Annotated in this window: 25 protein-coding genes and 1 pseudogene; 12 read left to right on the forward strand and 14 right to left on the reverse strand. The window is 63.8% G+C overall.

The window, feature by feature from the left end; all coding sequences use genetic code 11:
* Positions 1-37: 37 nt before the first annotated feature.
* Positions 38-841: a SirB1 family protein gene (locus ACVWZP_RS15095; protein WP_046488617.1), complete on the forward strand. Its 804-nt coding sequence runs from the start codon at positions 38-40 to the stop codon at positions 839-841.
* Positions 842-856: 15 nt separating this feature from the next.
* On the opposite strand, the gene maiA is transcribed toward ACVWZP_RS15095, so the two are convergent.
* The 3 genes from maiA to hmgA are packed head-to-tail and all read right to left on the reverse strand — an operon-like array spanning position 857 to position 4,077.
* The gene (gene maiA / locus ACVWZP_RS15100) at positions 857-1,492 is read right to left on the reverse strand and encodes a maleylacetoacetate isomerase (RefSeq protein ID WP_457369897.1); all 636 of its coding nucleotides are present in this window, start codon (positions 1,490-1,492) and stop codon (positions 857-859) included.
* 11 nt (positions 1,493-1,503) lie between these two features.
* A complete protein-coding gene (gene fahA, locus ACVWZP_RS15105; protein ID WP_177031849.1) occupies positions 1,504-2,790 on the reverse strand; it encodes a fumarylacetoacetase in 1,287 nt (428 codons plus the stop codon).
* A 3-nt stretch (positions 2,791-2,793) separates the two neighbouring features.
* Positions 2,794-4,077: a homogentisate 1,2-dioxygenase gene (hmgA, locus tag ACVWZP_RS15110; RefSeq protein WP_017848674.1), complete on the reverse strand. Its 1,284-nt coding sequence runs from the start codon at positions 4,075-4,077 to the stop codon at positions 2,794-2,796.
* Positions 4,078-4,196: 119 nt separating this feature from the next.
* Between hmgA and ACVWZP_RS15115 the strand changes: the two genes are divergently transcribed.
* A complete protein-coding gene (locus ACVWZP_RS15115; RefSeq protein WP_046384607.1) occupies positions 4,197-4,976 on the forward strand; it encodes an IclR family transcriptional regulator in 780 nt (259 codons plus the stop codon).
* A 1-nt stretch (position 4,977) separates the two neighbouring features.
* On the opposite strand, the gene dacB is transcribed toward ACVWZP_RS15115, so the two are convergent.
* The 8 genes from dacB to ACVWZP_RS15155 all read right to left on the reverse strand — a co-directional run bounded on the left by dacB (position 4,978) and on the right by ACVWZP_RS15155 (position 13,497).
* Complete coding sequence (gene dacB / locus ACVWZP_RS15120) at positions 4,978-6,435, reverse strand: D-alanyl-D-alanine carboxypeptidase/D-alanyl-D-alanine endopeptidase (protein ID WP_457369898.1); 1,458 nt, start codon at positions 6,433-6,435, stop codon at positions 4,978-4,980.
* Positions 6,436-6,565: 130 nt separating this feature from the next.
* Entirely contained in the window at positions 6,566-8,980 is a 2,415-nt protein-coding gene (locus ACVWZP_RS15125) for a TonB-dependent siderophore receptor (protein WP_457369899.1), read from the reverse strand.
* 111 nt (positions 8,981-9,091) lie between these two features.
* Positions 9,092-10,027, reverse strand: coding sequence for a glutathione S-transferase family protein (locus ACVWZP_RS15130; RefSeq protein WP_017848670.1), 936 nt, complete (start codon positions 10,025-10,027; stop codon positions 9,092-9,094).
* A 76-nt stretch (positions 10,028-10,103) separates the two neighbouring features.
* Entirely contained in the window at positions 10,104-10,379 is a 276-nt protein-coding gene (locus ACVWZP_RS15135; RefSeq protein ID WP_026140234.1) for a GIY-YIG nuclease family protein, read from the reverse strand.
* Positions 10,380-10,415: 36 nt separating this feature from the next.
* Positions 10,416-10,886 carry a nuclear transport factor 2 family protein gene (locus tag ACVWZP_RS15140; protein WP_079444987.1) on the reverse strand — a complete coding sequence of 157 codons (471 nt, stop codon included), beginning with the start codon at positions 10,884-10,886 and terminating at the stop codon, positions 10,416-10,418.
* A gap of 100 nt (positions 10,887-10,986) precedes the next feature.
* Positions 10,987-11,625, reverse strand: a complete 639-nt coding sequence (locus tag ACVWZP_RS15145) for a DUF1120 domain-containing protein (protein ID WP_046384610.1) — start codon at positions 11,623-11,625, stop codon at positions 10,987-10,989.
* A gap of 227 nt (positions 11,626-11,852) precedes the next feature.
* On the reverse strand, positions 11,853-12,488 hold the full coding sequence (locus ACVWZP_RS15150) for a response regulator transcription factor (RefSeq protein WP_026140231.1): 636 nt from the start codon (positions 12,486-12,488) through the stop codon (positions 11,853-11,855).
* A gap of 181 nt (positions 12,489-12,669) precedes the next feature.
* Positions 12,670-13,497, reverse strand: coding sequence for a response regulator (locus tag ACVWZP_RS15155; RefSeq protein ID WP_232566258.1), 828 nt, complete (start codon positions 13,495-13,497; stop codon positions 12,670-12,672).
* 414 nt (positions 13,498-13,911) lie between these two features.
* On the opposite strand from ACVWZP_RS15155, the gene ACVWZP_RS15160 reads away from it, so the two are divergent.
* From ACVWZP_RS15160 to ACVWZP_RS15195, 8 genes and pseudogenes are all read left to right on the forward strand, one after another.
* Complete coding sequence (locus ACVWZP_RS15160; protein WP_017848664.1) at positions 13,912-14,541, forward strand: DUF1120 domain-containing protein; 630 nt, start codon at positions 13,912-13,914, stop codon at positions 14,539-14,541.
* A gap of 44 nt (positions 14,542-14,585) precedes the next feature.
* The gene (locus ACVWZP_RS15165) at positions 14,586-15,206 is read left to right on the forward strand and encodes a DUF1120 domain-containing protein (RefSeq protein ID WP_104903870.1); all 621 of its coding nucleotides are present in this window, start codon (positions 14,586-14,588) and stop codon (positions 15,204-15,206) included.
* Between the two features lie 56 nt (positions 15,207-15,262).
* Positions 15,263-15,889, forward strand: a complete 627-nt coding sequence (locus ACVWZP_RS15170; protein WP_046488637.1) for a DUF1120 domain-containing protein — start codon at positions 15,263-15,265, stop codon at positions 15,887-15,889.
* Positions 15,890-15,945: 56 nt separating this feature from the next.
* A complete protein-coding gene (locus tag ACVWZP_RS15175; RefSeq protein WP_017848661.1) occupies positions 15,946-16,572 on the forward strand; it encodes a DUF1120 domain-containing protein in 627 nt (208 codons plus the stop codon).
* A gap of 79 nt (positions 16,573-16,651) precedes the next feature.
* A complete protein-coding gene (locus tag ACVWZP_RS15180) occupies positions 16,652-17,380 on the forward strand; it encodes a fimbria/pilus chaperone family protein (protein WP_046384613.1) in 729 nt (242 codons plus the stop codon).
* Between the two features lie 124 nt (positions 17,381-17,504).
* Positions 17,505-19,944 (forward strand): annotated as a pseudogene (locus ACVWZP_RS15185) (fimbria/pilus outer membrane usher protein).
* 10 nt (positions 19,945-19,954) lie between these two features.
* Positions 19,955-21,079: a DUF1120 domain-containing protein gene (locus ACVWZP_RS15190; protein ID WP_457369900.1), complete on the forward strand. Its 1,125-nt coding sequence runs from the start codon at positions 19,955-19,957 to the stop codon at positions 21,077-21,079.
* Between the two features lie 17 nt (positions 21,080-21,096).
* Positions 21,097-21,738 (forward strand): DUF1120 domain-containing protein, encoded by a 642-nt coding sequence (locus tag ACVWZP_RS15195; RefSeq protein WP_017848657.1) that lies wholly within the window; start codon positions 21,097-21,099, stop codon positions 21,736-21,738.
* On the opposite strand, the gene ACVWZP_RS15200 is transcribed toward ACVWZP_RS15195, so the two are convergent.
* Both ACVWZP_RS15200 and ACVWZP_RS15205 read right to left on the reverse strand, forming a co-directional pair.
* Positions 21,735-23,000 (reverse strand): CynX/NimT family MFS transporter, encoded by a 1,266-nt coding sequence (locus ACVWZP_RS15200; protein ID WP_079442897.1) that lies wholly within the window; start codon positions 22,998-23,000, stop codon positions 21,735-21,737. The two genes, ACVWZP_RS15195 and ACVWZP_RS15200, sit on opposite strands and share 4 nt — an antisense overlap.
* Positions 22,990-23,649, reverse strand: a complete 660-nt coding sequence (locus ACVWZP_RS15205; RefSeq protein ID WP_017848655.1) for a FadR/GntR family transcriptional regulator — start codon at positions 23,647-23,649, stop codon at positions 22,990-22,992. Before ACVWZP_RS15205 ends, ACVWZP_RS15200 begins: the two co-directional genes overlap by 11 nt.
* 159 nt (positions 23,650-23,808) lie before the next feature.
* On the opposite strand from ACVWZP_RS15205, the gene ACVWZP_RS15210 reads away from it, so the two are divergent.
* Both ACVWZP_RS15210 and ACVWZP_RS15215 read left to right on the forward strand, forming a co-directional pair.
* Positions 23,809-24,120: a type II toxin-antitoxin system MqsR family toxin gene (locus tag ACVWZP_RS15210; protein ID WP_057004286.1), complete on the forward strand. Its 312-nt coding sequence runs from the start codon at positions 23,809-23,811 to the stop codon at positions 24,118-24,120.
* The gene (locus ACVWZP_RS15215; protein ID WP_046384619.1) at positions 24,117-24,605 is read left to right on the forward strand and encodes a type II toxin-antitoxin system MqsA family antitoxin; all 489 of its coding nucleotides are present in this window, start codon (positions 24,117-24,119) and stop codon (positions 24,603-24,605) included. Before ACVWZP_RS15210 ends, ACVWZP_RS15215 begins: the two co-directional genes overlap by 4 nt.
* A gap of 64 nt (positions 24,606-24,669) precedes the next feature.
* Here ACVWZP_RS15215 and ACVWZP_RS15220 read toward each other — a convergent pair whose 3' ends face one another.
* Positions 24,670-25,434, reverse strand: a complete 765-nt coding sequence (locus ACVWZP_RS15220) for an amino acid ABC transporter ATP-binding protein (protein WP_003171943.1) — start codon at positions 25,432-25,434, stop codon at positions 24,670-24,672.
* Positions 25,435-25,442 lie beyond the last annotated feature (8 nt).

Genomic DNA, 25,442 nt, shown 5'->3' on the forward strand with positions numbered 1-25,442 from the left:
AGCAAGGCTAAAACGGGAGCATCCGCCGGAGAATGCAATGAACCCCCGTCACGCCTTTTTCGCCTGCCTGGAACGTTCGCCCCCTGCGCTGTTTGAAGCTGCGCTGTGGATTGCGGCCGAGCATGACCCAACGGTGCAACCGCTGTTGATCCTGCAGGAGCTCAACGTGCTGCAACAGCAGGTCAGCCTGGGCATGCCCCTGTTGCCGGCGGATGAGCTCGGCCAGCCGTTGCTGCGACGCCTGAATGACCTGGGGTTCGCCCAGGATGACTTCACCCCGCTGCGCCCCGCCGCCGCGCTGCTGGACAAGGTGTTGCAGCGCAAGCGCGGGCAACCCCTGGCCATGGGGCTGATCGCGATGGAACTGGCGCAACGCCTGAATATCCCGATGGTCGGCGTCAACTTCCCCGGCCACTTCCTGCTGCGGGTACCCGGCGCCGATCACCTGCTCGACCCTTGCGGCGGCCGACGCCTGTACCCCAACGATTGCCGCGAACTGTTGCAACGCCAATACGGCCCCGACCTCAAGCTGCAGGCCGACCACCTGCGCACCGCCAGCCCACGCTCGATCCTGCAACGGCTGTCGCGCAACCTGCGCCAGTTGTACCTCTCCAATGACGACCCGCTGGCCGCCCTGGTCGACGCCGAGCGCGTGCTGGAACTGGGCCATGCCAGCGCCGCCGATTACCTGGCGCGGGCCAGCCTGTATCAACGCCTGGACTGCCCAAGCGCCGAGCGTTTCGACCTGGAGCACGCGCTGCTGCTCAGCGAAGACCCGATCCAGCGCCTGCGCCTGACCCAGCGGCTGGGCCACTTGCCGCCCAACTCAGTGATTCACTGAACACAACGAGCGCGTCTAGGGTGTATCAGGCTGGTTGGCAGGGTGCGCCTGGATAAACGCCGGATGCTGCGCCGCCAAAGCCGCCACCCGCCCGATACGCGGATACCCCGCCAACGCCACCTTGAAGCGCTCGGCGGCATACAGCTGCGGAATCAGAAACGCATCCGCCAGCCCCGGCTGCTCGCCAAAGCAAAACCCGTGATCGCCAATCAACTGCTCGACCGCGTCCAAGCCCTGGCTGATCCAATGACCGATCCAGGCCAGCACCTGGGTTTCATCGTGGCCCCACTGGCGCAACAGGTTCTGGGTGCTGGAGTTGTGCAGCGGGTGAATGTCACAGGCGATGATCGACGCCACCGCGCGCGCATGGGCGCGGGCTGCCAGGTCCCGGGACAGCAGCGGCACCTGTGGATAACATTCCTCCAGGTATTCGATGATCGCCGACGACTGGATCAACAGTTCGCCGTCATCGGTGTGCAGCGCCGGGACGCGACCTTGCGGGTTGATCGCCAGGTACTCCGGCTGGCGATGGGCGCCGCCCGCCGGCGCCACAAGGTTGACCGGCACGGCGGTGAAATCCAGGCCCTTGAGCGCCAGCGCGATCCGTACCCGGTACGACGCGGTAGACCGATAGTAAGTGTAAAGCTCCATCGCCCTGCCCCTCAGCGCGCCGCGACCACCGTGCCACGGCATTCGCCGAAGCCGATGGAGGCAAAACCGTCACGGCTGCAACGGCCGCGCAGGATGATTTCATCACCGTCTTCGAGGAATTTACGCACCTCGCCCGACGCCAGTTCAATCGGCTTCTTGCCGCCCTCGGTGATCTCCAGCAGGCTGCCGAACTGCCCCGGCTGCGGCCCGGACAAGGTGCCCGAACCGAACAGATCGCCGGCCTGCAACTGGCAGCCATTGACGCTGTGATGCGCAACCATTTGCGCCACGGTCCAGTACATGTACTGGGTGTTGCTCAGGGTCAGGCGCTGGGCCGGCAGGTTCTGTTCACGCATCGACGCCGTGGTCAGCAGCACCTCCAGCTCGATATTGAACGCGCCCGCCGCCTGATCGCGTTGATCCAGCAGGTACGGCAGCGGCTGCGGATCGCCTTCGGGACGAGCCGGTTGTGCCTGGCGGAACGGCGCCAGCGCTTCGGCCGTCAGCACCCACGGCGAGATGCTGGTGATAAAACTCTTCGACAGGAACGGCCCCAACGGCTGGTACTCCCAGGCCTGGATATCCCGCGCCGACCAGTCGTTGAGCAGGCAGAAACCGGCAATGTGCTCGGCCGCCTCGCCAATGGCAATCGAGTCGCCCATGGCATTGCCCTGGCCGATCCAGATGCCCAGCTCCAGCTCGTAGTCCAGCCGCGCGCAGGGGCCGAAGCTCGGCTCGGTCTGGCCGGCCGGCAGGGTCTGGCCTTTGGGGCGGCGCACCTCGGTGCCGGACGGGCGAATGGTCGATGCACGGCCGTGATAACCGATCGGCACGTACTTGTAGTTGGGCAGCAGCGGGTTGTCGGGGCGGAACAGTTTGCCGACGTTCTGCGCGTGTTCGATGCCGACATAGAAGTCGGTGTAGTCATTGATCTTGGCGGGCAGGTGCATCTGGCAATCGGCGGCGCGGTGCAGCACTTCGGCCTCGCGTGCTTGCAGCGGGCTGCCCTCCCCGAGCAATGCCAACAGGCGCTCGCGCAGGGCCACGCGCGGGCCACGGCCCAGCTCGAAGAACGCGTTCAACTGCCCGCCGGCAGTGGCATCGACGGCGCGCAGCGCTTCACCGTCAAACGCATCGCGGGCGGCCAGCAGGTCGAGAATGCAGTCGCCGATCGCCACGCCACTGCGCGGCGCCGCGCCGTTGATGCTGAACACCCCCAGCGGCAGGTTTTGCAGGGGAAAATCACGATGACCGTTGGCGCTGGTGACCCAACTGCGGGCGAGCGTTGATTGCGTCATGGGTTATCTCCGGTTCGGGTCGAAGGTGACGGGCAGCGAGGCCCAGCACGCATCATAAGCAGATTGTAGTTGCGGGCAGTCCAGGGCGAAGCGCGTCGGGCGCAGCACTTGGCTGGTCTCGAACATGAACGCCATGGTGTCATCGATCTTGTGCGGGGCCAGCTCGACATTGATCGCCTTGGTGCAGGTCTCGCCATCCGGGCCGTGGGCGCTCATGCAGCTGTGCAGCGAAGCGCCGCCGGGCAGGAAGCCTTCGGCCTTGGCGTCGTAGGCCCCCTGGATCAGGCCCATGTATTCGTTCATCAGGTTGCGGTGGAACCACGGCGGCCGGAAGGTGTTCTCGGCCACCATCCAGCGCGGCGGGAAGATCACGAAATCGAGGTTGGCCAGGCCATGCACGCTGGTGGGCGAAGTCAATACGGTGAAGATCGACGGGTCGGGATGATCGAAACTCACCGTGCCGATCGTATTGAACCGACGCAGGTCGTATTTGTACGGCACGTTGTTGCCATGCCAGGCCACGACGTCGAGGGGCGAATGGTCGAGTTCGCAGGCCCACAGTTCGCCGAGGAATTTCTGCACCAGGGTCGTCGGCTGCTGGCGGTCTTCGTAGTGGGCAACCGGGGTCAGAAAATCACGCGGGTTGGCCAGGCCGTTGCTGCCGATCGGGCCGAGGTCCGGCAGGCGCAGCGGGGCGCCGTGGTTTTCGGCGACATAACCGCGCGCCTGCGCATCCAGCAGTTCGACGCGGAACTTCAGGCCGCGTGGCAGCACGACGATTTCCAACGGCTCGACCTCCAGCACCCCGAGTTCGCTGGCGATACGCAAGCGGCCCTGCTCGGGCACGATCAACAGCTCGCCATCGGCGTTGAAGAACACGCGCTGCATCGAACGGTTGGCGCCGTAATGGTAAATGCTGATGCCCGACGGTTGCTCCGCCCCGGCATTGGCCGCCATGCCGACCAGGCCATCGATGAAGTCGGTCGGCTCGCTCGGTATCGCCAACGGGTCCCAACGCAGCCGATTCGGCGTCACCGCGCCCAGCGGCCCGCCGGCCAGTTGCCGCTCCAGTTTGACGAACGCCGGATGATGGGCCGACGGCTGGATGCGATACAGCCAGGTACGGCGCGCTTCACTGCGCACCATGGTGAAGGCCGTGCCGGAGAAGAGTTCGGTGTACAGGCCGTAAGGCGCTTTTTGCGGGGAGTTCTGGCCGACCGGCAGCGCGCCGGGCAGGGCTTCGCTGGCGAATTCATTGCCGAAGCCCGAGAGGTATTCGAGGTTCATGGATCATCCTCTGACGGAAGTTGTTTTTATCGTAATCCAGTTACGCATAACGTAATTTGATCACTGTCGACCGTCAAGCTATAAAGACGCCCACTCATCTCTCGGATTCCCGTTGCCCCATGGAAAAGCCCCGCGACACCGGTAAACAGAAAGTCCGCTCGGCCGAAGTGGGCACCGACATCCTCAAGGCCCTGGCCGAACTGTCGCCCTCCACCTCGCTGTCGCGCCTGGCCGAGCATGTGCAGATGCCGGCGAGCAAGGTTCACCGCTATCTCCAGGCCCTGATCGCGTCGGGCTTCGCCGAGCAGAACAGCGCCACCAACCATTACGGCCTGGGTCGCGAAGCGTTGCGCGTGGGCCTCGCCGCACTGGGCAGCATGGACGTGCTCAAAGTCGGCGCCCTGCCCCTGGCCGAGCTGCGCGACGAGTTGAATGAAACCTGCTTCCTGGCGGTGTGGGGCAACCAGGGCGCGACCGTGGTGCAGATCGAACCGGCGGTGCGCGCGGTCACCGTGGTGACGCAGTTGGGTTCGGTGTTGCCGCTGCTCAGTTCATCCACCGGGCTGGTGTTCAGCGCCTTTTTGCCAGCGCGGGAAACCATCGAATTGCGCGAGCGCGAGATCCAGGCGGGCATCGCCCACGCTCTGGCGGACGACCAGGCCTACGCCAGCGCCTGCGAACAGATCCGCGCGCGTGGCTTGCACTTTGTGCATGGCCTGCTGATGCCGGGTGTGGATGCGTTGTCGGCGCCGGTGTTCAACGCGGTCGGCCAGGTGGCGGCGGTGATGACCGTGGTCGGCCCCACCTCGCTGTTCCATGCCGATGAAGACGGCCCGGCGGCGCAGCGCCTGCTGGCGGCAACCCGGGCGGTGAGTTGGCGGATGGGCTACCAGCCCTGAGTCAGTCGTGCCATTGCGTCAGGGCGACCGCCAGGCGGTTCTCCAGAGCGCGGACCGGTGCGGCGTCGCTCAGGTAGTTGTTGCTGATCATCGAAAACACCAGGCGCCGCCCGTGGGCGTCGGTGAGGTAACCGCTCAATGACGACACGCCGCCCATGGAGCCGGTCTTGGCATGCAGGTTGTCTTGCGCCAGCGTGCCGCGCAGGCGATAACGCAGGCTGCCGCCGCTCATGCGCGCGGGGTTGCCGGCAATCGGCAAGGCGTTGTACCACGCGTCGAACCAGGGTTGCCTGGACGTCGCCAGCAGCAGGTCGGTGAGCGTCTGCGCCGACACCAGATTGCGCCGCGACAACCCCGAACCGTCCACCTGATTCAGGCTCGCCGGGTCCAGCCCCTGGCGCCGCATGAAGGCCGCCACCGCCGCCACGCCCGCCTGCGCGGTTCCGACGTTCGCGGTCTGGCGGCCCATGGCCTTGAGCAAGGCTTCGGACATGTTGTTGTTCGAAAGTTTGAGCAGCGGCGTGATCAGTTCCTGCAACGGTGCCGATTGATGCTCCGCCAGCAGCCGCGCCGTCGCCGGACTGCTGCCCCCGATCACTCGACGGCCCAGCACCTGGATGCCCTGCTGCGCCAATGCCTGTTCAAACAGATTGGCCACCAGTTGCGTCGGTTCCCACACACTCACCCATTGCCGACTGTGCTTGCCCGGCGCCAGCGCGCCCGTGAGTTGCAGCAGGTTGGTGCCGTGCTGGCGCGTGATCCCATAGCTGTTGCCGGGGCCGCTCACCGCGCGGTTGCTCAGTTGCACGTAATCGGTGGCCGGGCTGATCGCCACACTGACCGGCTGGCCGGGGCTCATGGGCGCGGTGGCGGTGACCATCAAGGTGCCCGCATCAAAATCAGAATTGGGTGACACGGTCAGCGCCGAAATCTGCGCGCCGTAGTAGGTGCTTTCATCGTCCTGAGCCCAATCCACGCCGAGGCGCTGTGCATCGAACCAGCTGTCGTCGAACACCAGGTCGCCCTGCACCTGACGCACGCCCTGGCTCGCCAGTTGCGCGGCGAGTGCCTGGTAATCGGCGAACTGCGTGGTCGGGTCGCCCAGGCCGCGCAGGTACAGGTTGCCGTTCAGGCGCTCGCCTTGCTGCGTGCCGCTGCTCAGCAGTTGGGTGGAAAAGCGATACTGCGGGCCCAGCACGTCCATCGCCGCCGCGGTGGTCAGCAGCTTGAGGTTGGAGGCCGGCACCAGCCGCGTGCGCGGGTTGTGTTGATAGAGCGTGTTGCCGCTGCGGGCGTCGCGCACCACGAGTGAAACCGTGGCGCCATTGAGGGCCGGGTCGGCCAACAGGCGGTCCAGGGTTGAAGGGCCGGCGGTCGGCGCAACGCTGGCGCAGCCCCCCAATAAAACGCTCAAGCCGACCAGCATCGCGCTGGTGTGTAACCCTCGTGCAAACCGCATCAATACCGTTTTCCGCAAAGCCGTCAGTGGCGGCAACGCTAACAGCTCATGCCGTTTGTGGCGAGAGAGCGTGCTCGCGCTGGGGGGCGAAGCGCCCCTGACAGGCTCGACCACTGCCCTCGCCGCCGGCTCAGAACTCCAGCGTGCTGGACACCGACACCTGCCGCGCATCCCCCATCGACACAAACACCCGGCTGGCCGCCGAGGTGTAGTAGGTGCGATCGAACAGGTTCTTCACATTGAGCTGGAACTTGACCTTCTGCCCGTCGATTTTGGTGTTGTAGGAGGCGAACACATCGGCCACGGTATAACCCGGCAGATTGAAGCTGTTATTCGCATCGCCTTCGCGCTGGCCGACGTAACGCGCGCCAGCACCGACGCGCAGATCATCCCCGCCGATCAGGCTGCCGACGTCGTACACCGCCGACAACGAACCGGTGTGCTTGGCCACGTTCTGCAGGCGCTTGCCTTGCAGCGCCGGGTCTTTGGTGACTTCGGCATCGGTATAGGCATAGCTGCCGATCAGACTCCAGCGCTCGCTGAGCTGGCCGCTGGCGTCCAGCTCCAGGCCACGGGAGCGCACTTCGCCGGCCACGCTGTAGACCGTGTCGACACCGGAGCCGACGGACACCAGCACGTTGCGCTTGGTGATATCGAACAGCGCCGCGCTGGCGGTGATGCGCCCCGGTATGTCGAGTTTGGTCCCCAGCTCCCAGGCCTTGGATTGCTCCGGCTGCAGGTCGCCCTGAAGCACGCTGCCATCGTTCAGCGCGGCAATGGTCGAGTTGGGTTTGAACGACTCGGTGTAGCTGCCGTAAAACGACAGTTCGTCGGTGTAGCGGTACACCAGGCCGGCACGCGGCACCCATTTCTGGCCATTGCCGTCGGTATTGGCCTTGAACGGCACGCCTTTGCCGGCGTATTGGTCGTACATCTGATAGCGCGCGCCACCCACCAGAATCCACTGGTCGGTCAGGTGAATCGCATCCTGGAAGAACAGTGAGTCACTGCGCAGCAAGTCGGTCTGCGCGCTGTCCTTGGCGCTCACCGTGGTGCCTTGCACATCGTTGCCATACACCGGATTGACGTAGCTGAAGGCACTGCGCTGCGCCTGGCGGATCAGTTCGGCGCGATAGATCTTGCGGTACTCATCGTCGAGGCCGAACACCAGGTCATGCTGCATGCCGCCCAGCTTGACCTTGCCTTCCAGGCTGGCCGTGGCGAAGCGGTCGGTGGTCAGTGCGCCACGCGTACCGTCCATGCTGCGAGTCAAGGTGCCGTCGGCATTCACCGAGGCGACGCGCACCTGGCTGGCGTCATAGGTTTCGCGGTTCCAGCTGTAGCCGACGTGCGCCTTCCAGTCGTCGTTCAGGTCGTGATCGGCCTCCAAGCGATACAGGTCGGAGCGGCCTTCCATGTTGTTGAACGGCTCATCCAGGCGCCGGGTGGCGGGGATGTCCAACGGGTGATTGGTCTTGGGGTCGATGGCGGTGCCGCGGTCGAACGGCGAGAGAAACTCGCGGTGTTCGTAAGCGAACACCACCTGGGTGGTGTCGCCATACCAGGCCAGGGATGGCGCGATCAGGCTCTCGCGGTGAGTGCCGTAGTTGCGCCAGTAATCTTCGTCCTCGTGGTCGACGATCAGGCGATACGCCAGCCCGCTGTCGCCGATGGGCCCCGTGGTGTCGAGGTTGCCGCCGCTGCCGTTCTTGCCGTTGCCGAAGGTCGAACCGCGGACGGTCAAGGAGGTGGACTGCAGCAACTGCGGCTTTTTGCTGACGATATTGACCACGCCGCCCGGGTCCTGGATGCCATACAGCAGCGACGACGGGCCCTTGAGCACTTCAACCCGTTCGGCCGTAGCGTTCAGCGCCCGGCCCTGCACCACGGGCATGCCGTCCTGCATGATCGAACCGTTACGGTTGTCGCCAAAGCCGCGCAGCATCACCGCATCCTGGGTGCTGCCGAGAGTGTTGGCCTGGGTGATGCCGCTGATATTGGCCAGGGCGTCATCCAGGTTGCGCGGTTGTTGATCACGCAGCACTTGGGCGGGCACTACGTTGACGGTTTGCGGGGTCTCCAGCAGCAGGCCACGGGAACGCATGACCGAGCTGGTGGGTGGCGGCTGGTAGCTGGTGCTGTCGGCGGGTTCGGCGACCGCGCTGATGGTGGTGGCGCCCAGGTTCAGCGCGCCGTCGCTGGGCACGGGCTCCAGGGCCAGGGTGCGGGCGTCGATCTGGCGGAAGGTAAAACCGGAGCCGCCCAACAGGCGTTGCAAGGCCTGGGTCGCGCTCATCGGGCCGCTGACGGCCGGGGCATTGAGGCCGTAGGGGGCTTCGTCGGTATAGATCACACTGAGCCCGGTGACCCGGCTGAAATCGCTGAGCGCCTGGGGCAGCGGCTTGGCCGCCAGGGCAAAGTTGAACTGGGCACTTTGTTGTTCCTGCGCCTGCGCCACACTCAGGGGCAGCAGTGCCAGCCCCGATACCGTCAAGACCGAGGCTCCCAGCCACTGTTTAACCCAACCGCCCGCCGTCGATTTCATGCTTGTGAGCACCCGTGTAGAAAACGCTGTTAATGCGAATAGATCGCAGTTTCAAGCACTACACGGATGGGCGTCGGGTTTACCTCACCTCCGGTTGAAAATAATCCGGTTTTATTGCGCCTGAATGCAAAAACCCAGGCGCGGGAAGTGAACATGCACGGTGCCGCCGCGTTCGTCGGTACGGCGCAGGATCAGTTCTTCGCGGCCGGCAAACAACAACTCACCGAGCACCGGGTCGGTGCCGTAGTCGGTGGCCGCAATGCTCACCTGCTGGCCGGCCGTGAAGCCATTCAAGTCCTCGAACACTTCAGCGGGCAACGCCGCCGGGGTGGCGTGACGCGCTACGTCAAGGGCTTGCTCGGTGCTCATCTCGGTGGCGGTGCCATGGCCAAAGCTCAGCACCCGGTCGAGCCAGGTGGCAACGGCGGGATGTGCGTCAACCAACGGCGCGGTCACCACCGAGCCTTTGAGGAACCACAGCGGATGGGCCAGGGCAAAGTCGGCAATCGAAGGCTCACCGAACAGAAAATCTCCCTCTTGATGCTGCAATTGCTGGTCGATGCGGCTGATGATCGCCGGCCATTGATGCTTGGCCTGCTCCAGATGCAGACGGGCTGCGGTGCCGCCGCTGAACAGCTTGGCACGATCGGCCACCAGCACTTTGAGCATTTCGGGCGGCACTTTGGCGAACTTGGCCGCCAGGGATTCGGGCTGGAATACCAAGGCCACGGCATGGGCAAACACCACCGAATCGGCCCAGGCGGCGAACCCCTGGGCGACCAGTTCCAGGCCTTGGGGAAACAGCGCCGGCCCGGCTTTTTCCTGTTCCAGGCGGTGCGCGATCAGTGCTGTGTCACAGTAGATGTCGGCGCCGATCTGCAGCACCGGAGTCTTGCGATAGCCGCCGGTGAGGGCGATCAGGTCAGGCTTGGGCATCACCGGCGAGATCAGCACCGAGCGCCAGGACAAGCCCTTGAAGCCCAGGAGCAGGCGGGCTTTTTCCGCGAAAGGGGATTGCGGGTAGTGGTGCAGGATCAACTCAGACATGCCAGGCTCCGCTCAATTAAATGAGCATTCAGCTTAGCCTGCAAAATCACGCGTGGGTGAAATAGGCCCCCATCAATCAGGTCAATGAGCCACTCGCCGCTAGGCATTCTTTGGCGCTCTTCTTCAATTTCTTGATCAAGCGTTCCTGGCGCAGCGCCTCGCCCTTGCTCGCACACTGCTCGGTGTACACCAGCGCGACGGCGGGGCTGGAGAGGAAAAACCGCGCGCCCTTGCCGCTTTGATGGGAGGCAAACCGGCGCAGCGGATCATTGCTGATGCCGCAATACAGCGAGCCGTTGGCGGCACGCACCAGGTACACGAACCAGGGCTTGGGTTCAGGAAGATCAGTCACGGGTCGATTCGGCAAACCAGAGGAGCGCCAATCTTATCAACGACTGGCCTGAAATGCCCTCAGGCCTTTGAGCGCCTGGGCGCGCACGGCGTTTTTCAGCGCGGGCGACCAGCCCAGCAGCAGCCCCTTGAGGCCCAGGGCCTGGCGCGACCAGCGCCACAGGTCGAAGTGGTCGTGGTGTTCGCAGATCTTGCCGTCGCGAAACACGAAGCGTGCGCCGATGTCGTTGACCACCGTGTTGCCGGTCGCGCTGAACAGGTACGTCGCCACCCAGTGGGCGCTGCCGGTGGTGTCATCGCTGCGCACATGGTCGAAGGTCAGGGAAAAGTCCTTGGCCCGCGTGGTGAGCATGCGCCACATATCCCCGGCATCGCGCCCGCGCAGCTCGCCGAACGCCGGGTCGCTGAACACCACGTCGTCGGTGTAGCAGGCGGCCATGGCTTCGGCATCCAGATGTTGGAAGGCCGTATAGAACTCGGTGATCAGGACGTTGTGGGCATCACTCATGGGCAACATTCGCACGATGGTCAGGGGTGCTGAACGATAATCCTCGTAACACGGGAAAGCCATGGTTATTCGTCACGAGAATAAGTGATGCCTGGCGGGGTTAAAGGTAGATAACGTCCAAAGTGGCGCTGCCGTCTATCTGGATTTCTTCCTCACCCGGCAGAGAGTCTTTGGGCGCGAGGACTGTACTCAACATCAGGTCTGTCTTAAGGGTCGTCACTGCCACGGGAATTATATTACCGTTACTCACGGTGCGCAGCCAACGTGGTTGCCACGTTGCGTTATCGGCAGCAAACCACGTCTCTTTATCGATGGACTCAATCACGACTCTCGGTTGTTCGTCGGCTGTCACATCGTTCATCTTAAGTTCGTACCTGCCGATCTTTTGCCCACCACTTGCCAAGCCCAAACCATACACGGTGAGCGGGTCATGTGACGGTGATTGAACAGCCGCAGTTCCGGCTCGATTGTCCAGACTCCTGACTGCCATCAAAGTCGGCGCGTCACAAGTAACCTCCAAGTTTATCGTCGCCGCTGGCAGTACCATCTCCCCCAGTCTAGGAAAATCGTTGATCGAGATCTTCCCATAATCCACCGTACCGGCATCAGATAAAGTTGGCGTACAGGCCGACGGAATGATAGTACCGACCACGCTGATATCCACACTGGATGCGGCCATTACATTAGAAACACCGGCCAGTAAAAACGCGGCGGCAACAAGTACACGGGACGGTTGCATAACAGGCTCACTTTCGGTCATTACTTGATGAGCCAGGCAAGCGCACAGACGCGCTTACTTTAACTCGCCAGCAAGACAAAACTATTAGAATGAAGTGTATGCCCCGACCAAACAATGCCAGGACAGCCATCGCAAGTTAAGGGATAACTCATTCAAACTTAATACAAGTAATACGATACTCAGACACTGCCTGACTCACTCTAGCACCGTCATGAAACTGCAACTTTCTACGGCACCATGCCCGCCGCACGCGCATAAGCGAACAAATCCACATCGGTGGAGATGCACAGCCGGGTCATCGCGGTGCTTTTCTGCTTGCTGATGGTCGAGATGCTGCGGTTGACCCGCGCCGCGATCTGGCTGACGGTCATGCCGCTGGCGAGCATCCGCACCACTTCGCGCTCTTTGCCGGACAACTGCGGCACGGCTTGCTGATTGCCCGTCCCGGCCTCCGCCAGTTGTGCGCGCAGACACTCGCTGACGAAGGTGCGCCCTTCACTGACGGCGGCAATCGCCAGGGGCAGTTCGCGGGCCGACGCGCTTTTGGCCAGGATCGCCCGCGCGCCCTGGGCAAACGATTCGCGCAACGTGGCGACATTGGCAAACATGGTCACCAGAATCACCGGCAAGTCCGGGTGCCGGCGCCGCATCAGGCCGAGCAAGCCATAGCCGTCGGCTTGCTGGTTACCCGGCATGGCGAAGTCCGTCACCAGGATATCGCACGGGGTGCTGTCCACCAGCGCCAGCAACTGATCCGGGCCGTCGGCCTCGGCGACGACTTTGCACCGGCCATTGGCTTCTATCACCACTTTCTGCCCGATACGCACGATGGGATGATCGTCAGCAATAATTACGCGAAGCATGAGCACCACCATGATGGCAACTTGAATCCGCGCAAAATACTCCCGGATCGGATCGGCAACAACCGCCCCCAAACGCCGTAATGGCAGATAGCCCAGCAATCCCTGGGAGCAGAATTTTACCCCACAGAAAAAAAGGAAATTGCCCACTCTGAAGACCTACAGAAGCCATCGGTCTTAGCTGTCATCCTTTTCCTAACAGCGACAAATATTTCAGATACCCCATCAAGTCGCTGCGCAAGGCGAGCAAGCGCTGAAGGTGCATGGCCACGCCGTCGCGGTTGATCGCCTCGATCAACTGATGACCGCGCATTTCCAGCGGTGTGGCGCCGAAGAACGCCACGCTGCCGATCAAGCGGTGCAAATGCTCGACCGTGGCCTGCGCTTGCAGGCCGTCGGTGGCCTGGGCCAGCGCATGCAGATCGAGCTCGGCCTCATACACCAGGCTCGCCAGGATGCCGGGCAGCGCCTCGCTGCAGCCGAACAGTTGCCCCAACCGGCCGCGACTCGGCCAGCGCCCCTCCACCGCCGTGACCGGCTGCGCGGTCTCGCTGATACGCGGGCCGGGCAGCCAGTCGCCGAGGACTTGGCGCAGTTGTTGAAAGGTCACCGGTTTGGCCAGCCAGGCATCCATGCCCGCAGCCTGGCACTGCTGGATTTCGCGCGCGCCCAGCTTGCCGGTGAACGCGATGACCGGCACGCGCTCTGCGCCGTCGCGCAGTTCGCGGCGGCGCAGTTCGCGGGTCATGGCATAGCCATCCATCACCGGCATTTGGCAGTCGCTGAAAATCAGGTCGGCGCGGCTGACGTCCAGAATCGCCAGGGCAGCCTGGCCGTGCGCGCACACTGCAAATGCCAGCCCCAGCCGCTCCAGCATCGCGCCCATCAGCAGGCAATACGCGGGATGATCGTCTACCAACAACACCTTGAGCTCACGCCAATGCCGGGTTGACGCCGGCTGTGCGGCCAGGTCATCCCCTGCTCGGTCGCCTGGGATAGGGCCTGATGACATGACTACCTCAAATTCAATAAGCGCACGGCGCGGGGATCGGCAACCTCAATGGCCGACAGAACATCCGCCGACATAGGTACCGGGTACGGCACGCAACACGCCTGGCTGTTCGAATGTGCTGTGAAGATGTATCGGCCGGAACGCTATTTGAATTAGGCCGCCTGCGCGATACAACAACTACGAAACCCTTATATTTCCTACACACAAAAAAACGAGTTCCGACAAGTCGATTGGGCGTGTGCGACATCCGCCCATTGTCGTATTTGTTGTATTTGCCCGACGCCCTCCCCCCGATAGATTGCCCGGCATCCCCAGAGCGGGACGCGACCGGCCACTCCAGGCGGTCGCCACCTAGTTACCGACGGGTCCCCCCTTGCCCCTCGGCAATCAGCTTTGCATCGGAAGCTCGATCACATGAAAAAGCCCTTAGCCGCATTCACCGCCGTCATCGCCCTTGTCGGCAGCGGTATGACCTTCGCCGCCAGTACCGTGGAATTGACCGTCAAAGGCGTGATTACCCCAAGCGCCTGTACACCGACGTTGTCCGCCAGTGGTGTGGTGGATCACGGTAAGGTCTCGGTAAAAGACCTCAACCTCGACAGCCCGACCAGCCTGCCCACCGCCAGGCTGCAACTCAATGTGGACTGCGAGGCCGCAACCCTGTTTGCGTTGCGCACCACCGACAACCGCGCCGGGTCGTCAATCTACGGTTTCGGCTACGGCCTGGGCCTGATCAACAACCTGCAGAAAATCGGCACGTTCTGGCTCTCCCTGAGAAATCCGGTGGCCGACAACGTCGCCGTCGAGCCCATCGAGTCATTGGATGGCGTGAGCTGGCAAGCCATTGACGATGTGGTTTGGCAAAACCCGTACATGGCGGCGTTTGGCGACAGGTCGAACGGTCAGGATCCCAAGCCGATCCCGATCAAGAACGTGATCAGCGAGCTGGTGATCGACACCCAGATCGCCGCCGCCAACAGCCTGGACTTGAGCAACGAAGTGCTGATCGACGGCTCCGCCACGATCGAGGTCAAGTACCTGTAACTCATCATCCACGCAGGGCATTGCCCAGAGAGGTTGTTCATTTCATGGATAAATATTTCCCCGCATTGTTGGCGAGTCTGCTGCTGGCGAACGTGCCCAGCGCTTTAGCCAGCAGCCAGGCCGAGCTGAGCGTGAGCGGCGTAATTACGCCCAAAGCCTGCACGCCGGGCTTGGCTGAAGGCGGCACCATCGACCACGGAAAGGTGACCGTGCGCGACCTCAACCAAGACCGAGACACGTTGCTGCCGCGCAACACCCTGCACCTGAACGTGCGGTGCGAAGGCTCGACGCTCTTCGCCATGACCACCATCGACAACCGCCACGGCACATCGGTGATCCCCAACCACCACGGCCTGGGCACGACCCCCAACGACGAGAAACTGGGCAGCGTTTCGCTGAGTTTGAGCAACCCCATGGCGGACACCATGGCCGTGCGAACCATCGTGTCGCTGGATGGCGGCACCACGTGGACCCCCGGTACGCAGTTGGGCCACCTCAACCTGCTCGCGGTTGCCGCAATGGACAACCCCACTCAGCCAATGGCCGTGACGATCTTCGACGCAGACATTGTGCTCTACACCCGAATTGCCCGTGCCGATGGCCTGACCCTCACCGACGAAGTCCTCGTCGACGGGCACACGACCCTTGAGATGAGGTACCTGTAACAGCGTAAACCCCTGGCCCCCCTGTATTCCTATCCATCCCTGGAGCTTCACCCGTCATGAAAAAGCTACTGCGTACCAGCGTTACCGGCGTACTGATCGGCTGCGCTTTCCCGGTGCTCGCCGCCTCCACCGTTGACCTGACCGTCAAGGGCCTGATTGTGCCCTCGGCGTGCATGCCGAGCCTGTCGGCCGAGACCATCGACGTCGGCCGGGTCTCGGTCAAGGACCTTAACCTGGACACCCGGACCCAACTCACCCCGGTCACCCTGCAAATGGGCATCGACTGCGAAGCCTCGACCCTGTTTGCCCTGACGGCCACCGACAACCGCACCGACTCGGCAAACAGCATCATCGAATATGGCATCGGTAAGACCAGTGCCGGTCAGCGTATTGGCGGCTACCTCATGTTCCTCGACCAGGGCGTCGCCGATAACACGCCCGTCGGGATGATCCGGTCGTCGGACAACGGCACCACCTGGAACTCTATGCGGCCAGACATGGGCTGGCAAACCAATCAATGGATCTCGATCCAAGAGATCGGCGCGGCGCGGGTGCCTGTGCCGGCCCAGAACACGCAGGTGGCGCTCTCGGTCAAGCCATTCATCCTGCCGGCCCAGGGCCTGACGATTACCGAAGACACGGTGATCGACGGTTCGGTCACGGTCGAAGTCCTCTACCTGTAACGCCACCGCCTTGCCCGATGCCCGTACCACCCGTTCAACACCAGGTAACTCAAGCCATGAACCTGCTTACTCGCTTGCCGGCCCTCACCCTTCTGTTGGCGGCAGCGCCCTTGGCCTTCGCGCTCTCGAGCGTGGAGTTGGACGTCAACGGGCGAATCACCCCCAGCGCGTGCAGCGTATCGCTGTCGGACAACGGCCTTGTCGACCACGACAAGATCCTGGCGACGACGTTGCATCCGAGTGAGTTCACCGTGCTGCCGAACCAGCAGATGGGCTTGAGCATCAGTTGCGAAGGCCTGGTGTTGTTCGCCCTGGTGGGCATCGACAACAAGCGCGAGTCATCGCTGGCGCCGGATTATTTTTATGGGCTGGGCATGAACCCCCATGCCCCCGACGAACGCCTCGGGTCGGTCAGCCTGTCGTTGCGCGGCCCGGTAGGCGATTCGCAGCCGATGCAAACCCTGACCTCATCCGACCAGGGGGCTAGCTGGAAACCCGAACCTAACATGTACCCGCGTCTGTTGATGGGCTTTGCCCGGGCCGGCGATACGCTGCCCGCGCCGATCCGGCAATTGGTGGCGTCCCTGCGGGTCGACACCTCGATCAGCCCGGCCAACACCTTGACGCTCCACGAAGAGGTGCCCCTCGATGGCTCGATCACGCTGGACCTGCGTTACCTCTGACACCGTGCCGTCGGCGCCCCGGTCACCCACCGCGCGCATGTCGGCCCATTTGAAGCGCCCTGTATAGAAGAGCCCTGTTATGAACTCGTTTTTTTCCGTTTGGCGCTGGCTGCCGCGTCTCTGCTGCGTGGCACTGGCCGTACTCGGTGCAACCGTCGCGCGTGCCGACGGCATGGTCCCGGACACCTCGGTGGTGATCGTCAACGAGGCCGATGGCGAGGCCACGGTCTCGGTCACCAACACTGACACCAAAATGGCCTTGCTGCACGTCACCCTCGAAAACATCCCCGAGGACAGCGACACGCTGCTGTTCGTGACTCCACCCCTGACCCGCGTCGAGGCGTCCAAGAGCCAGTTGGTGCGCTTCATCCTGCAAACCCAGGCGCCGCTGCAAACCCAGCGCCTCAAACGGGTGATTTTCGAGGGCATGCCCGCCCAGCGCGACCCGGCCCAGCTCGGGCGCGCGCAAGTGGGCGTGACCGTGCGGCAGAACCTGCCGGTGATCATTCATCCCAAGGGGCTGGCGCCGAATCGCACGCCGTGGCTGGGCCTGCAATGGACCTTGAAAGCCGACCAGCTCAGCGTCCACAACCCGTCCCCGTATGTGGTGCGCCTGGCCCAGGAGCTGCAACTGCTGCCCGGCAATGCTTCGGCGATGCTGCCGCGCACCTATGTGCTGCCCGGTGAAACGCTGACCGTCACCGCCAGCGGCGCCGGCGCCGGCGCCGGCGCCACCAGCGTGCGCCTGCAACCGGCCACGGTGTATGGCTTTGCGGTCGCGCCCCACGACGCGCCCATAAGCCTGTGATGCAACGGCGCCCAGGGACACGACGGCGCCACTATCACGAAGTGGCCACCCACTGAAGGCCACCGGGAAGACCTGACGCGATAGGGAATCACGCCGGGTACTTCCATCATCCGAGTGCATTTGTGTGAACACAGTCATCCATTACCGTGACGGCAAAGCCGTGCCCGGCGTTTCACCGCGCCTGGCATTACTGGTGCTGACGCTCAGTCAGGGGTTGCTGACGAACCTGGCATGGGCAGAGCAGTCGTCGACAGGTTCGTTTGATCCACAGACCCTGCTCCAGCGCGGCATCGATCCCGAACTCGCCAGCCTGCTGATGCAGACCCCGCGTTTTACCCAGGGGCGCCATGCGCTCAACCTGACGGTCAACGGCCAGCGGCGCGGGCGCGTCGATGTCAGCGTGGATCAGCACGGCGCCACATGCTTCGACCCGCCGCTGCTGGACGCCGCGCAGTTGGTGACACCGTCTTCGGGCCCGGCAGAAGAAAGCAGTTGTTATGCCTTTCTCGAGCAATACCCACAGACCGTGGTCGAGCACGACCCAGCCAACCTGAGCCTGAACCTGGTGGTGCCCACCCAGACGCTGCGCCCGCTCACCCAGGACATTTCCGGCTATCAGACCGGCGGTTTCGCGGCGCTGCTCAACTACGACGTGACCGGCCTGTACAACCATTACCGCAACGATTCCAGCCGCTTTGGCTCGGCCAATACCGAGGTCGGCTTCAATGCCGGCGACTGGATCGTGCGCAGCCGCCAGGTACAGACCTGGCAGGACAGCCGCTCAAGCACCACCCATCTGGACGCCTACGCCCAGCGCACCTTCGCCAGCCACCAGGCGGTGTTGCAGGCCGGGCAGATCAACCTCTACAACCCGGTGCTCGCGGGTGCGCCAATCACCGGCGTGCAGGTGCTCACCGAACAGGCCCTGCAGGATCAGAACCAGGGCGCGACCATCAACGGCATCGCCAACGGCCCGGCGCAGGTGGAAGTGCGCCAGAACGGCGCGTTGATTCACTCCACAGTGGTGCCCGCCGGCCCGTTCAGCTTGAGCAATGTACCGCGCCTCAACGGGCGCTCCGACGTCGAAGTCACCGTCAAGGAAAGCACCGGCGAGGAACGGCGCTTTACCGTGCCCGCCGCCATGCTCGGCCTGGGGCTGGCCCGCGCCCGGCTACTCGGTGGCGGCCGGGCGGGTGCGCAATATCGGCGACGGCCCGGGCGCCGAACCCTGGGTGCTGAGCGCCGGCTGGAGCGCCGCGCCGCATCCGCAGCTCAGCTTCGGCAGCGGGCTGTTGGCGGCCGCGGATTATCGCTCGGCGGGCCTGAGCCTGGGCCTGTTGCCGCTGCCGGACAGTCAGGTGCAAGTGGCCGTGGTCGCCTCCGAAGCCTCGCGGCGCACCCAGGAACGCGGGGTGCAGACCGACCTGTCGTGGTCGCACAAACTGAGTGAGCGCTGGGCCTTCACGGCAGCCAATTCCTGGCGCACCCAGGGCTACCGCGACCTCACCGAATCGACCTACATCGCCGACACCCGCGAGCAGCAACGCGCGCGTTACCGCGACCAGCAGAGCGCCACCAGCTCGTGGTCGCACCCGTGGCTGGGCGCCTTCAGCGCGGGGGTTTCCCGTTCGTCCTCGTTCCAGGGCGACAGCAGCAGCCGCGCCCTCGCCTCCTGGGGTACGCAGGTCGCCGGTATGTCGATTTCCACCACCGCCGAATGGCACATGGGCGGGCGTCGTTACAACGACGACAGCCTGTACCTGACGGTCAGCCTGCCCCTCGGCGAAAGCCGTCGTGGCCGCGCCTGGGTGCGCAATTCCGGCGGCGAGCACCGCACCGGGATGGGGCTCAACGAGCAGATCAACGACCACTTGGCGTATCGCGTCGGCGTCGAACATGACACCCGCGACCGCGAAGTCGAATCGTCCCTGGGCGTGTCGGCCCTGCCGTTCTACAGCCAGTTGGACTTCAACTACACGCGCGCTGACGCCGAACGCTCCAGCTACCAGGGCGGCGCACGCGGCGGGATGGTGCTGCACGCCGACGGGTTGACGTTCTCGCCCTACCCGGTGCGCGACACCTTTGCCGTGCTGGCGGTGGGCGACATGCCCGGGATCAAGGTCAACACCCCCAGCGGCCCGGTGTGGACCGACTGGCAAGGCCAGGCCGTGGCGCCTCAGCTCAGCGCTTATGGGCGCAGCCCGCTGGAAGTCCACACCCGTTCGCTGCCGCGCAATGCCGACATCCACAACGGGCTTGCGGTGGTATCGGCAGGCCGCGGCGCGGTGGACCGCATCGAGTTCGGCGTGTCGCTCACCCGGCGTGCGCTGTTGACCCTGGACACCCCGATGCCACGCGGCTCGACCGTGACCACGGAGGACGGCGAGTTCATCACCCTGGTCCAGGAAGGCAACCAAGTGTTCTTGCCCGACGTGCTCGACACCCGCCCGCTATGGATCAAGGCCCCTGACCAGCCGCGCTGCCACTTGCGCTTTGAACTGCCGGCCAAGGCCGACCCCCACGTGTATTTCGAAACCGCACCGGCCCGCTGCCAGCGACCTTGAGGACCCCAATATGAAGCTTCAACACAGCCTGGCAGCCCTGCTGCTGTTCGCCGGCACGGCCCTGGCCGAGGACGACTGCCGCCTGGACCTGAGCGAATCGCGCCTGGATTTTGGCCTGATGAACCGCGCCGTCGCGTCAGCACCGGCAGCGGAACACCTGCTCGGCGAACGGCGCCTGTCCTTGACCTTGAACTGCCCGCAACCGGCTGACATGAGCCTGTTCTACCGCGCCCTGGCTGCCGGCACCGAGCGCTTGCGCTTGGGCGACGGCGGCAGTTACCGCGTGCAAGTGCATGACGCGGTGCTCGATGGCCACGCGGTGCAACTCGGCTTGCTCGCCGGCCCAGGCCAGGCGCCCGCGCAAATCGGCACGAGCCTGGCGTGGCGCGCCGACCACGGCATCGTCCCGCTGCACGACGGCCAGCCCGCCACCGGGCGCAGTTTTGCCGCGCAACTGCAGGTGAGTGCGTGGGCGCGGGACGAAGCGATCCGCGTGCGCGATGCCGAAACCTGGGAAGCCTCGGCGCAGGTGGACGCGCCCACCTCCGGGCGTTCACGGGAATTGCAGCTGCAAGCGCGCTTCGCACCGACGGCCTGCACGCCCACCCTGACCAACAACGGCACGGTGGACTTCGGCAAGTTGTCGGTCAGCGACTTGCACCGCGACAAAGACACCGCCCTGCCCGCCCGCGCGCTGAGCCTCACGGTCAGCTGTGACGGCCCGACTCCGTTTGCCCTGGTCATGCACGACAACCGCGCCGGCTCAGCCACCGGCGGCATCGATGAAACCGCCTACGGCCTGGGCCTGGATGCACGCGGGCAGAAAGTCGGCCGTTATTACCTGCTGGCCGACCCCGCCCAGGCCAGCGCCGACAACCTGCCCCAGCTGTATCGCACCGACTCGACCACGGGCGGCGCCGCCTGGAGCAGCGCCAGCGCCAGCGCGATCCCCTTGGGCGCGCGCAGCCTCCTCGGGTTTACCGCCACGGCCGGCAGCACCGAAGGCCCGAATGCCCTGCAAAACCTCAACGCATTACTCAGCCTGAAAGCCTTCATCGCGCCGCTCGACAGCCTGGACCTGCGCAGCGAAGTGCGGCTCGACGGTTCGGCGACCCTGGAAATCACCTACTTCTAAGCCCCTCGGAGCCTCCCATGATTGCTCGCTACCTGATCCTCGTGCCCCTGTTGTTCAGCCAACCGGCGCAGGCCGCCGCCCCCGTCGACCTGAACGTCAACGGCCGGATCATCCCGGTGTCCTGCGCGCCAAGCCTGTCGGCCAACGGCGTGGTGGATTTCGGCAAGATCGCCCAGCAAGACCTCAACCTCACGACCGGCACGCGGCTGCCGGTCAAGTCCCTGAACCTGACGGTGATCTGCAACGGCCCGGTGCGTTATGCCTTGCGCATGCACGACAACCGCGACGGCTCGGCCCACGTCAACAGCGAGATTTATTACGGGTTGGGCCTGGACAACAGCGCGAACAAGATCGGCGTGTACTCGCTGACGTTCGATCCGCAGCAGACCGTGGTGGGTGGCGTGGCCGAGGTCCACGGCACCGAGTCCACCACCGGCGGCGTGGCCTGGCGCGCGGCCAACCGCAACCCGATCAATATCGGCGCCAAGAGCCTGCTGGGCTTCACCGACACCGCGGGCAGCACCGCCGGCCCCATGGCGATCCAGAACCTGACCAGCACGCTGAGCCTGGAGACGGTGATCAACGCCAAACAGAACCTGGACCTGAGTACCGACATCCTCATGGACGGTTCGGCGACGCTGGAGGTGGAGTACCTCTAGACTTTCTCGCTGCTGACCTCGACGTACCGCGCGCGCCCCGCACCGAGGCCAGCGACGATGGCGCCCAGGCCGATCACCGCGAAGACCCAGCCGGTGGCGGCCCAGCCGCCGGTCCAGTCGTGAATCAGGCCCACCGCGAGCGGGCCCAGGGACGCCAGGGTGTAACCGAAGCCCTGGGCCATGCTCGACAGGTTGGCGGCCACGTGGGCATCCCGCGAGCGCAGCACGATCAAGGTCAGCGCCAGGCTGAACGTACCGCCCTGCCCCAGGCCCAGCAGAATCGCCCAGCCCCACAGCCCGTCGAGGGGCGCGTACAGGCAGCCCATCAGCCCGCCGAGGGTCAGCAGCATCACCACCACGATGGCCAGGCGCTGGTCCTTGCCGCGCGTGGCCAGCCAAGGCGCGGTGAGGGCGCTGAGCAGTTGCACGATGATCGAACCGGACAGCGCCAGCCCGGCATCGGTGGCGCTCAGGCCGCGGTCGATGAGGATCGACGGCACCCAGCCGAACACGATGTAGGCCAGGGACGATTGCAGGCCCATGTACAAGGTCACTTGCCAGGCCAGCGGATCGCGCAGCAAGCCCTTCACCCGGTAGGCGACGCGATGCGCGCCGTGCTTCTGCCCGACTTGCGGCAACCAGCACAGCGCGGCCAGCAACGCCGGCACCATCCAGAAGCCCAACCCGATGCTCCAACGGTTGCCGAAGGAGTCGCTCAAGGGCACCGAGGCCCCCGCCGCCAACGCCGCGCCCAGGCACAGCGCCATGGTGTAGACCCCAGTCATCGCGCCCGCCTGCCTGGCGAAGTCGCGCTTGACGATACCGGGCAACAACACGCCGATGATGCCGATGCTGGCCCCGGCGATCAGGCTGCCAACAAACAGCCCGACCTCACCGAACGCACTGCGCAGCAGAATACCGCCGGCCAGCGTCAACAAGATCCCCAGCACCACCCGCTCGGCACCGAAGCGCCGCGCAAGGAGCGGCGCCAGCGGCGCGAACAGGCCCAGGCACAGCACCGGCAAGGTGGTCAGCAGACCGGCCCTGGCCGCCGACAAGCCCAGGCTGGCCGAGACCTCACTGAGCAGCGGCGACAGGCTCGACAGCGCCGGGCGCAGGTTCAGCGCCACCAGCACCAGGCCCAGCAGCAACAGCCATGGCCGGCTCGTCGGCGGGGGGCTGTGCTGGACTGCATCGTCGTCGGCCTCGGCGTCGATCAGCAATTCTTCCAACTCAGGCGTGCGTGGGGCGTCAGGGTTCATTGATCAACTGCCGGCAAAGGGATTTGGCGCGCTCCGGGTCTTGCTGCGCTACGGCATCAAGCAGGGCGGTGTGCAGGTCGAACACCGCCTGGCGACGCGGCGAGATGTTCAGGGTCTGGCGCAGTTGCGCGCCGATGATGCTGGAAAAGTACCGGTACAACTCGCTCAACGCCGGGTTGTGCGCCGCGTCCACCAGCCGTTGGTGGAATACCAGATCGGCGCTGATGTAGGCCTCCAGCTCACCGTGATACAGCGCGGCGCTGGCATCAAGCGCCTCGCGCAACCGGTGCAGGTCTTGCTCGGTGCGACGCAGGACGGCCAGACCGATGGCCTCCACTTCCAGGATCTGCCGCGTCTCCTGCGCCTGTTCCAGGCTGCAATGGGATAACGCGCGCATGGCGCCCAGCGGGTCCGTCATCGAACGCAGGTAACTGCCGTCGCCCTGGCGGACCTCGATCAATCCAGAGAATGCCAGCACCCGCATGGCCTCGCGCACGGTATTGCGGCTGATGCCCAGTTCCGCCGCCAGCTCAGGCTCGGTGGGCAGGCGCTCGCCGATGGCCCACGTACCTTGGGTGATGCGCTGGCGCAGCTGCTCGAGGGCTTGGTCGACCAGGGAGCGTTTGATCAGCGGGGAGATGTCTGTCATGAGGTTTGCGCTTTCGTCCAATCATAGGATGAATTTACCTACAGCCTATTCGGACTTGCCTACAAAGGCAACGCACTAGGGTTTTCAGGCAGGGAAACGGAGCAGTATTTTCGATTGTTAAAATTACCCTTAAAGGGTAATTTCAGCCTTAGGTGTCTTATGGAAAAGTACACACCTCATTACGATTTGGCGGTGATAAAGGCGGATGTCATCAGGTTGGGTAGCAGAGCATTCACCGCAAGCGCGCGGGAGGCGGCTCGACAACTTGAGTTGAACATCGGCCAGATGCGACTCGCGGTCTGCGCCCTTGAGAATCGAATGTTGTACACGTCAATGACGACCTATTCAGACCACCGTGTGTGGCAGGACGTCTATCTGATCAAGATTTACGCTACGGAGATTTACATCAAAGTGACTTACCGCCCAGGCGGTGGTCCTCCCGTAATCTCCTTCAAGGAGAAAACCTTATGAAAACCCAACAATGCGTGAGCTGCGGAACCCATGACGCAATGCAGCATTTCGAAGGTCGCAACTTCACGATCAACACACGCGGCATGATCCGGGATATCCCTGATATTGCAGGCTGGGAATGCCAGGCCTGTCACGAGGTCGAGTTCGATTCGGACACCGATAGCGCAGAGCGTTATTCCGATGCCAGCGATAAGTTGTTAATGGATGCCAGGACAATCATCGCCGCCGAAATGAAACGAATTCGCCGCAAATTGCATCTGACGCAGAAAGACGCGGTGAGGCTATTGACCGGCCGCGGCCATAACGCATTTTCCCGCTACGAAAGGGCTGAGATCTTTCCGCCCGCGCCACTGCTCACATTGATGCGTCTACTGGATAAACATCCGCATCTATTGGCCGAAATAGAGGCACTCAATGCCGGCGAAGACCTGAACCATCTGCTGATCGCAAAAGATGCGCAGCTTGCAACTCAAGCGTCCGCGTAAAAACAGCAGGCAAAAATAAACCCGGCCTGGTGCCGGGTTTATCGCTTCAAGCATCAACCATCGATCAATGCAGAATCTGGCTCAAGAACAACTTGGTCCGATCATTCTGCGGGTTGTCGAAGAAGTCATTCGGCGCCGCCTGTTCCACGATCTCGCCCTTGTCCATGAAGATCACGCGGTTGGCCACGGTGCGGGCAAAGCCCATTTCGTGGGTCACGCACAACATGGTCATGCCGTCTTCGGCCAGGCCGATCATGGTGTCGAGCACTTCCTTGACCATTTCCGGGTCGAGGGCCGAGGTCGGTTCGTCGAACAGCATGATTTTCGGCTTCATGCACAGCGCCCGGGCAATCGCCACGCGCTGTTGCTGGCCGCCGGAGAGTTGCCCCGGAAACTTGTGGGCCTGCTCCGGGATACGCACGCGCTCCAGGTAATGCATGGCGATTTCTTCGGCCTTGCGCTTGGGCATCTTGCGCACCCACATCGGTGCCAGCGTGCAGTTCTGCAGGATGGTCAGGTGCGGGAACAGGTTGAAGTGCTGGAACACCATGCCGACTTCGCGGCGGATCGCTTCGATCTGCTTGAGGTCGTTGGTCAGCTCCACGCCATCGACCACGATGCGGCCCTGCTGGTGTTCTTCCAGGCGGTTGAGGCAGCGGATGGTGGTGGACTTGCCCGAACCCGACGGGCCGCACAGCACGATACGCTCGCCCTGCTTGACGTTGAGGTTGATGTCTTTCAATACGTGGAACTGGCCGTACCACTTGTTCACGCCCTGCATCTGGATAATGCCTTCAGGGCTCACAGGCTGTTTGATCGCTTCGCTCATAACATCAA

The organism is Pseudomonas sp. TE36184, from assembly GCF_054060055.1.

Bases quoted from the DNA above. Each gene is read 5' to 3' on its own strand.
- dacB (WP_457369898.1), bottom strand. From the start codon at position 6,435: ATGCGGTTTGCACGAGGGTTACACACCAGCGCGATGCTGGTCGGCTTG.
- hmgA (WP_017848674.1), bottom strand. From the start codon at position 4,077: ATGAACCTCGAATACCTCTCGGGCTTCGGCAATGAATTCGCCAGCGAA.
- ACVWZP_RS15160 (WP_017848664.1), top strand. From the start codon at position 13,912: ATGAAAAAGCCCTTAGCCGCATTCACCGCCGTCATCGCCCTTGTCGGC.
- maiA (WP_457369897.1), bottom strand. From the start codon at position 1,492: ATGGAGCTTTACACTTACTATCGGTCTACCGCGTCGTACCGGGTACGG.
- ACVWZP_RS15195 (WP_017848657.1), top strand. From the start codon at position 21,097: ATGATTGCTCGCTACCTGATCCTCGTGCCCCTGTTGTTCAGCCAACCG.
- ACVWZP_RS15215 (WP_046384619.1), top strand. From the start codon at position 24,117: ATGAAAACCCAACAATGCGTGAGCTGCGGAACCCATGACGCAATGCAG.
- ACVWZP_RS15205 (WP_017848655.1), bottom strand. From the start codon at position 23,649: ATGACAGACATCTCCCCGCTGATCAAACGCTCCCTGGTCGACCAAGCC.
- ACVWZP_RS15095 (WP_046488617.1), top strand. From the start codon at position 38: ATGAACCCCCGTCACGCCTTTTTCGCCTGCCTGGAACGTTCGCCCCCT.
- ACVWZP_RS15130 (WP_017848670.1), bottom strand. From the start codon at position 10,027: ATGTCTGAGTTGATCCTGCACCACTACCCGCAATCCCCTTTCGCGGAA.
- ACVWZP_RS15220 (WP_003171943.1), bottom strand. From the start codon at position 25,434: ATGAGCGAAGCGATCAAACAGCCTGTGAGCCCTGAAGGCATTATCCAG.
- ACVWZP_RS15115 (WP_046384607.1), top strand. From the start codon at position 4,197: ATGGAAAAGCCCCGCGACACCGGTAAACAGAAAGTCCGCTCGGCCGAA.
- ACVWZP_RS15175 (WP_017848661.1), top strand. From the start codon at position 15,946: ATGAACCTGCTTACTCGCTTGCCGGCCCTCACCCTTCTGTTGGCGGCA.
- ACVWZP_RS15165 (WP_104903870.1), top strand. From the start codon at position 14,586: ATGGATAAATATTTCCCCGCATTGTTGGCGAGTCTGCTGCTGGCGAAC.
- ACVWZP_RS15170 (WP_046488637.1), top strand. From the start codon at position 15,263: ATGAAAAAGCTACTGCGTACCAGCGTTACCGGCGTACTGATCGGCTGC.
- ACVWZP_RS15150 (WP_026140231.1), bottom strand. From the start codon at position 12,488: ATGCTTCGCGTAATTATTGCTGACGATCATCCCATCGTGCGTATCGGG.
- ACVWZP_RS15125 (WP_457369899.1), bottom strand. From the start codon at position 8,980: ATGAAATCGACGGCGGGCGGTTGGGTTAAACAGTGGCTGGGAGCCTCG.
- ACVWZP_RS15200 (WP_079442897.1), bottom strand. From the start codon at position 23,000: ATGAACCCTGACGCCCCACGCACGCCTGAGTTGGAAGAATTGCTGATC.
- ACVWZP_RS15155 (WP_232566258.1), bottom strand. From the start codon at position 13,497: ATGTCATCAGGCCCTATCCCAGGCGACCGAGCAGGGGATGACCTGGCC.
- ACVWZP_RS15145 (WP_046384610.1), bottom strand. From the start codon at position 11,625: ATGCAACCGTCCCGTGTACTTGTTGCCGCCGCGTTTTTACTGGCCGGT.
- ACVWZP_RS15190 (WP_457369900.1), top strand. From the start codon at position 19,955: ATGAAGCTTCAACACAGCCTGGCAGCCCTGCTGCTGTTCGCCGGCACG.
- fahA (WP_177031849.1), bottom strand. From the start codon at position 2,790: ATGACGCAATCAACGCTCGCCCGCAGTTGGGTCACCAGCGCCAACGGT.
- ACVWZP_RS15210 (WP_057004286.1), top strand. From the start codon at position 23,809: ATGGAAAAGTACACACCTCATTACGATTTGGCGGTGATAAAGGCGGAT.
- ACVWZP_RS15180 (WP_046384613.1), top strand. From the start codon at position 16,652: ATGAACTCGTTTTTTTCCGTTTGGCGCTGGCTGCCGCGTCTCTGCTGC.
- ACVWZP_RS15140 (WP_079444987.1), bottom strand. From the start codon at position 10,886: ATGAGTGATGCCCACAACGTCCTGATCACCGAGTTCTATACGGCCTTC.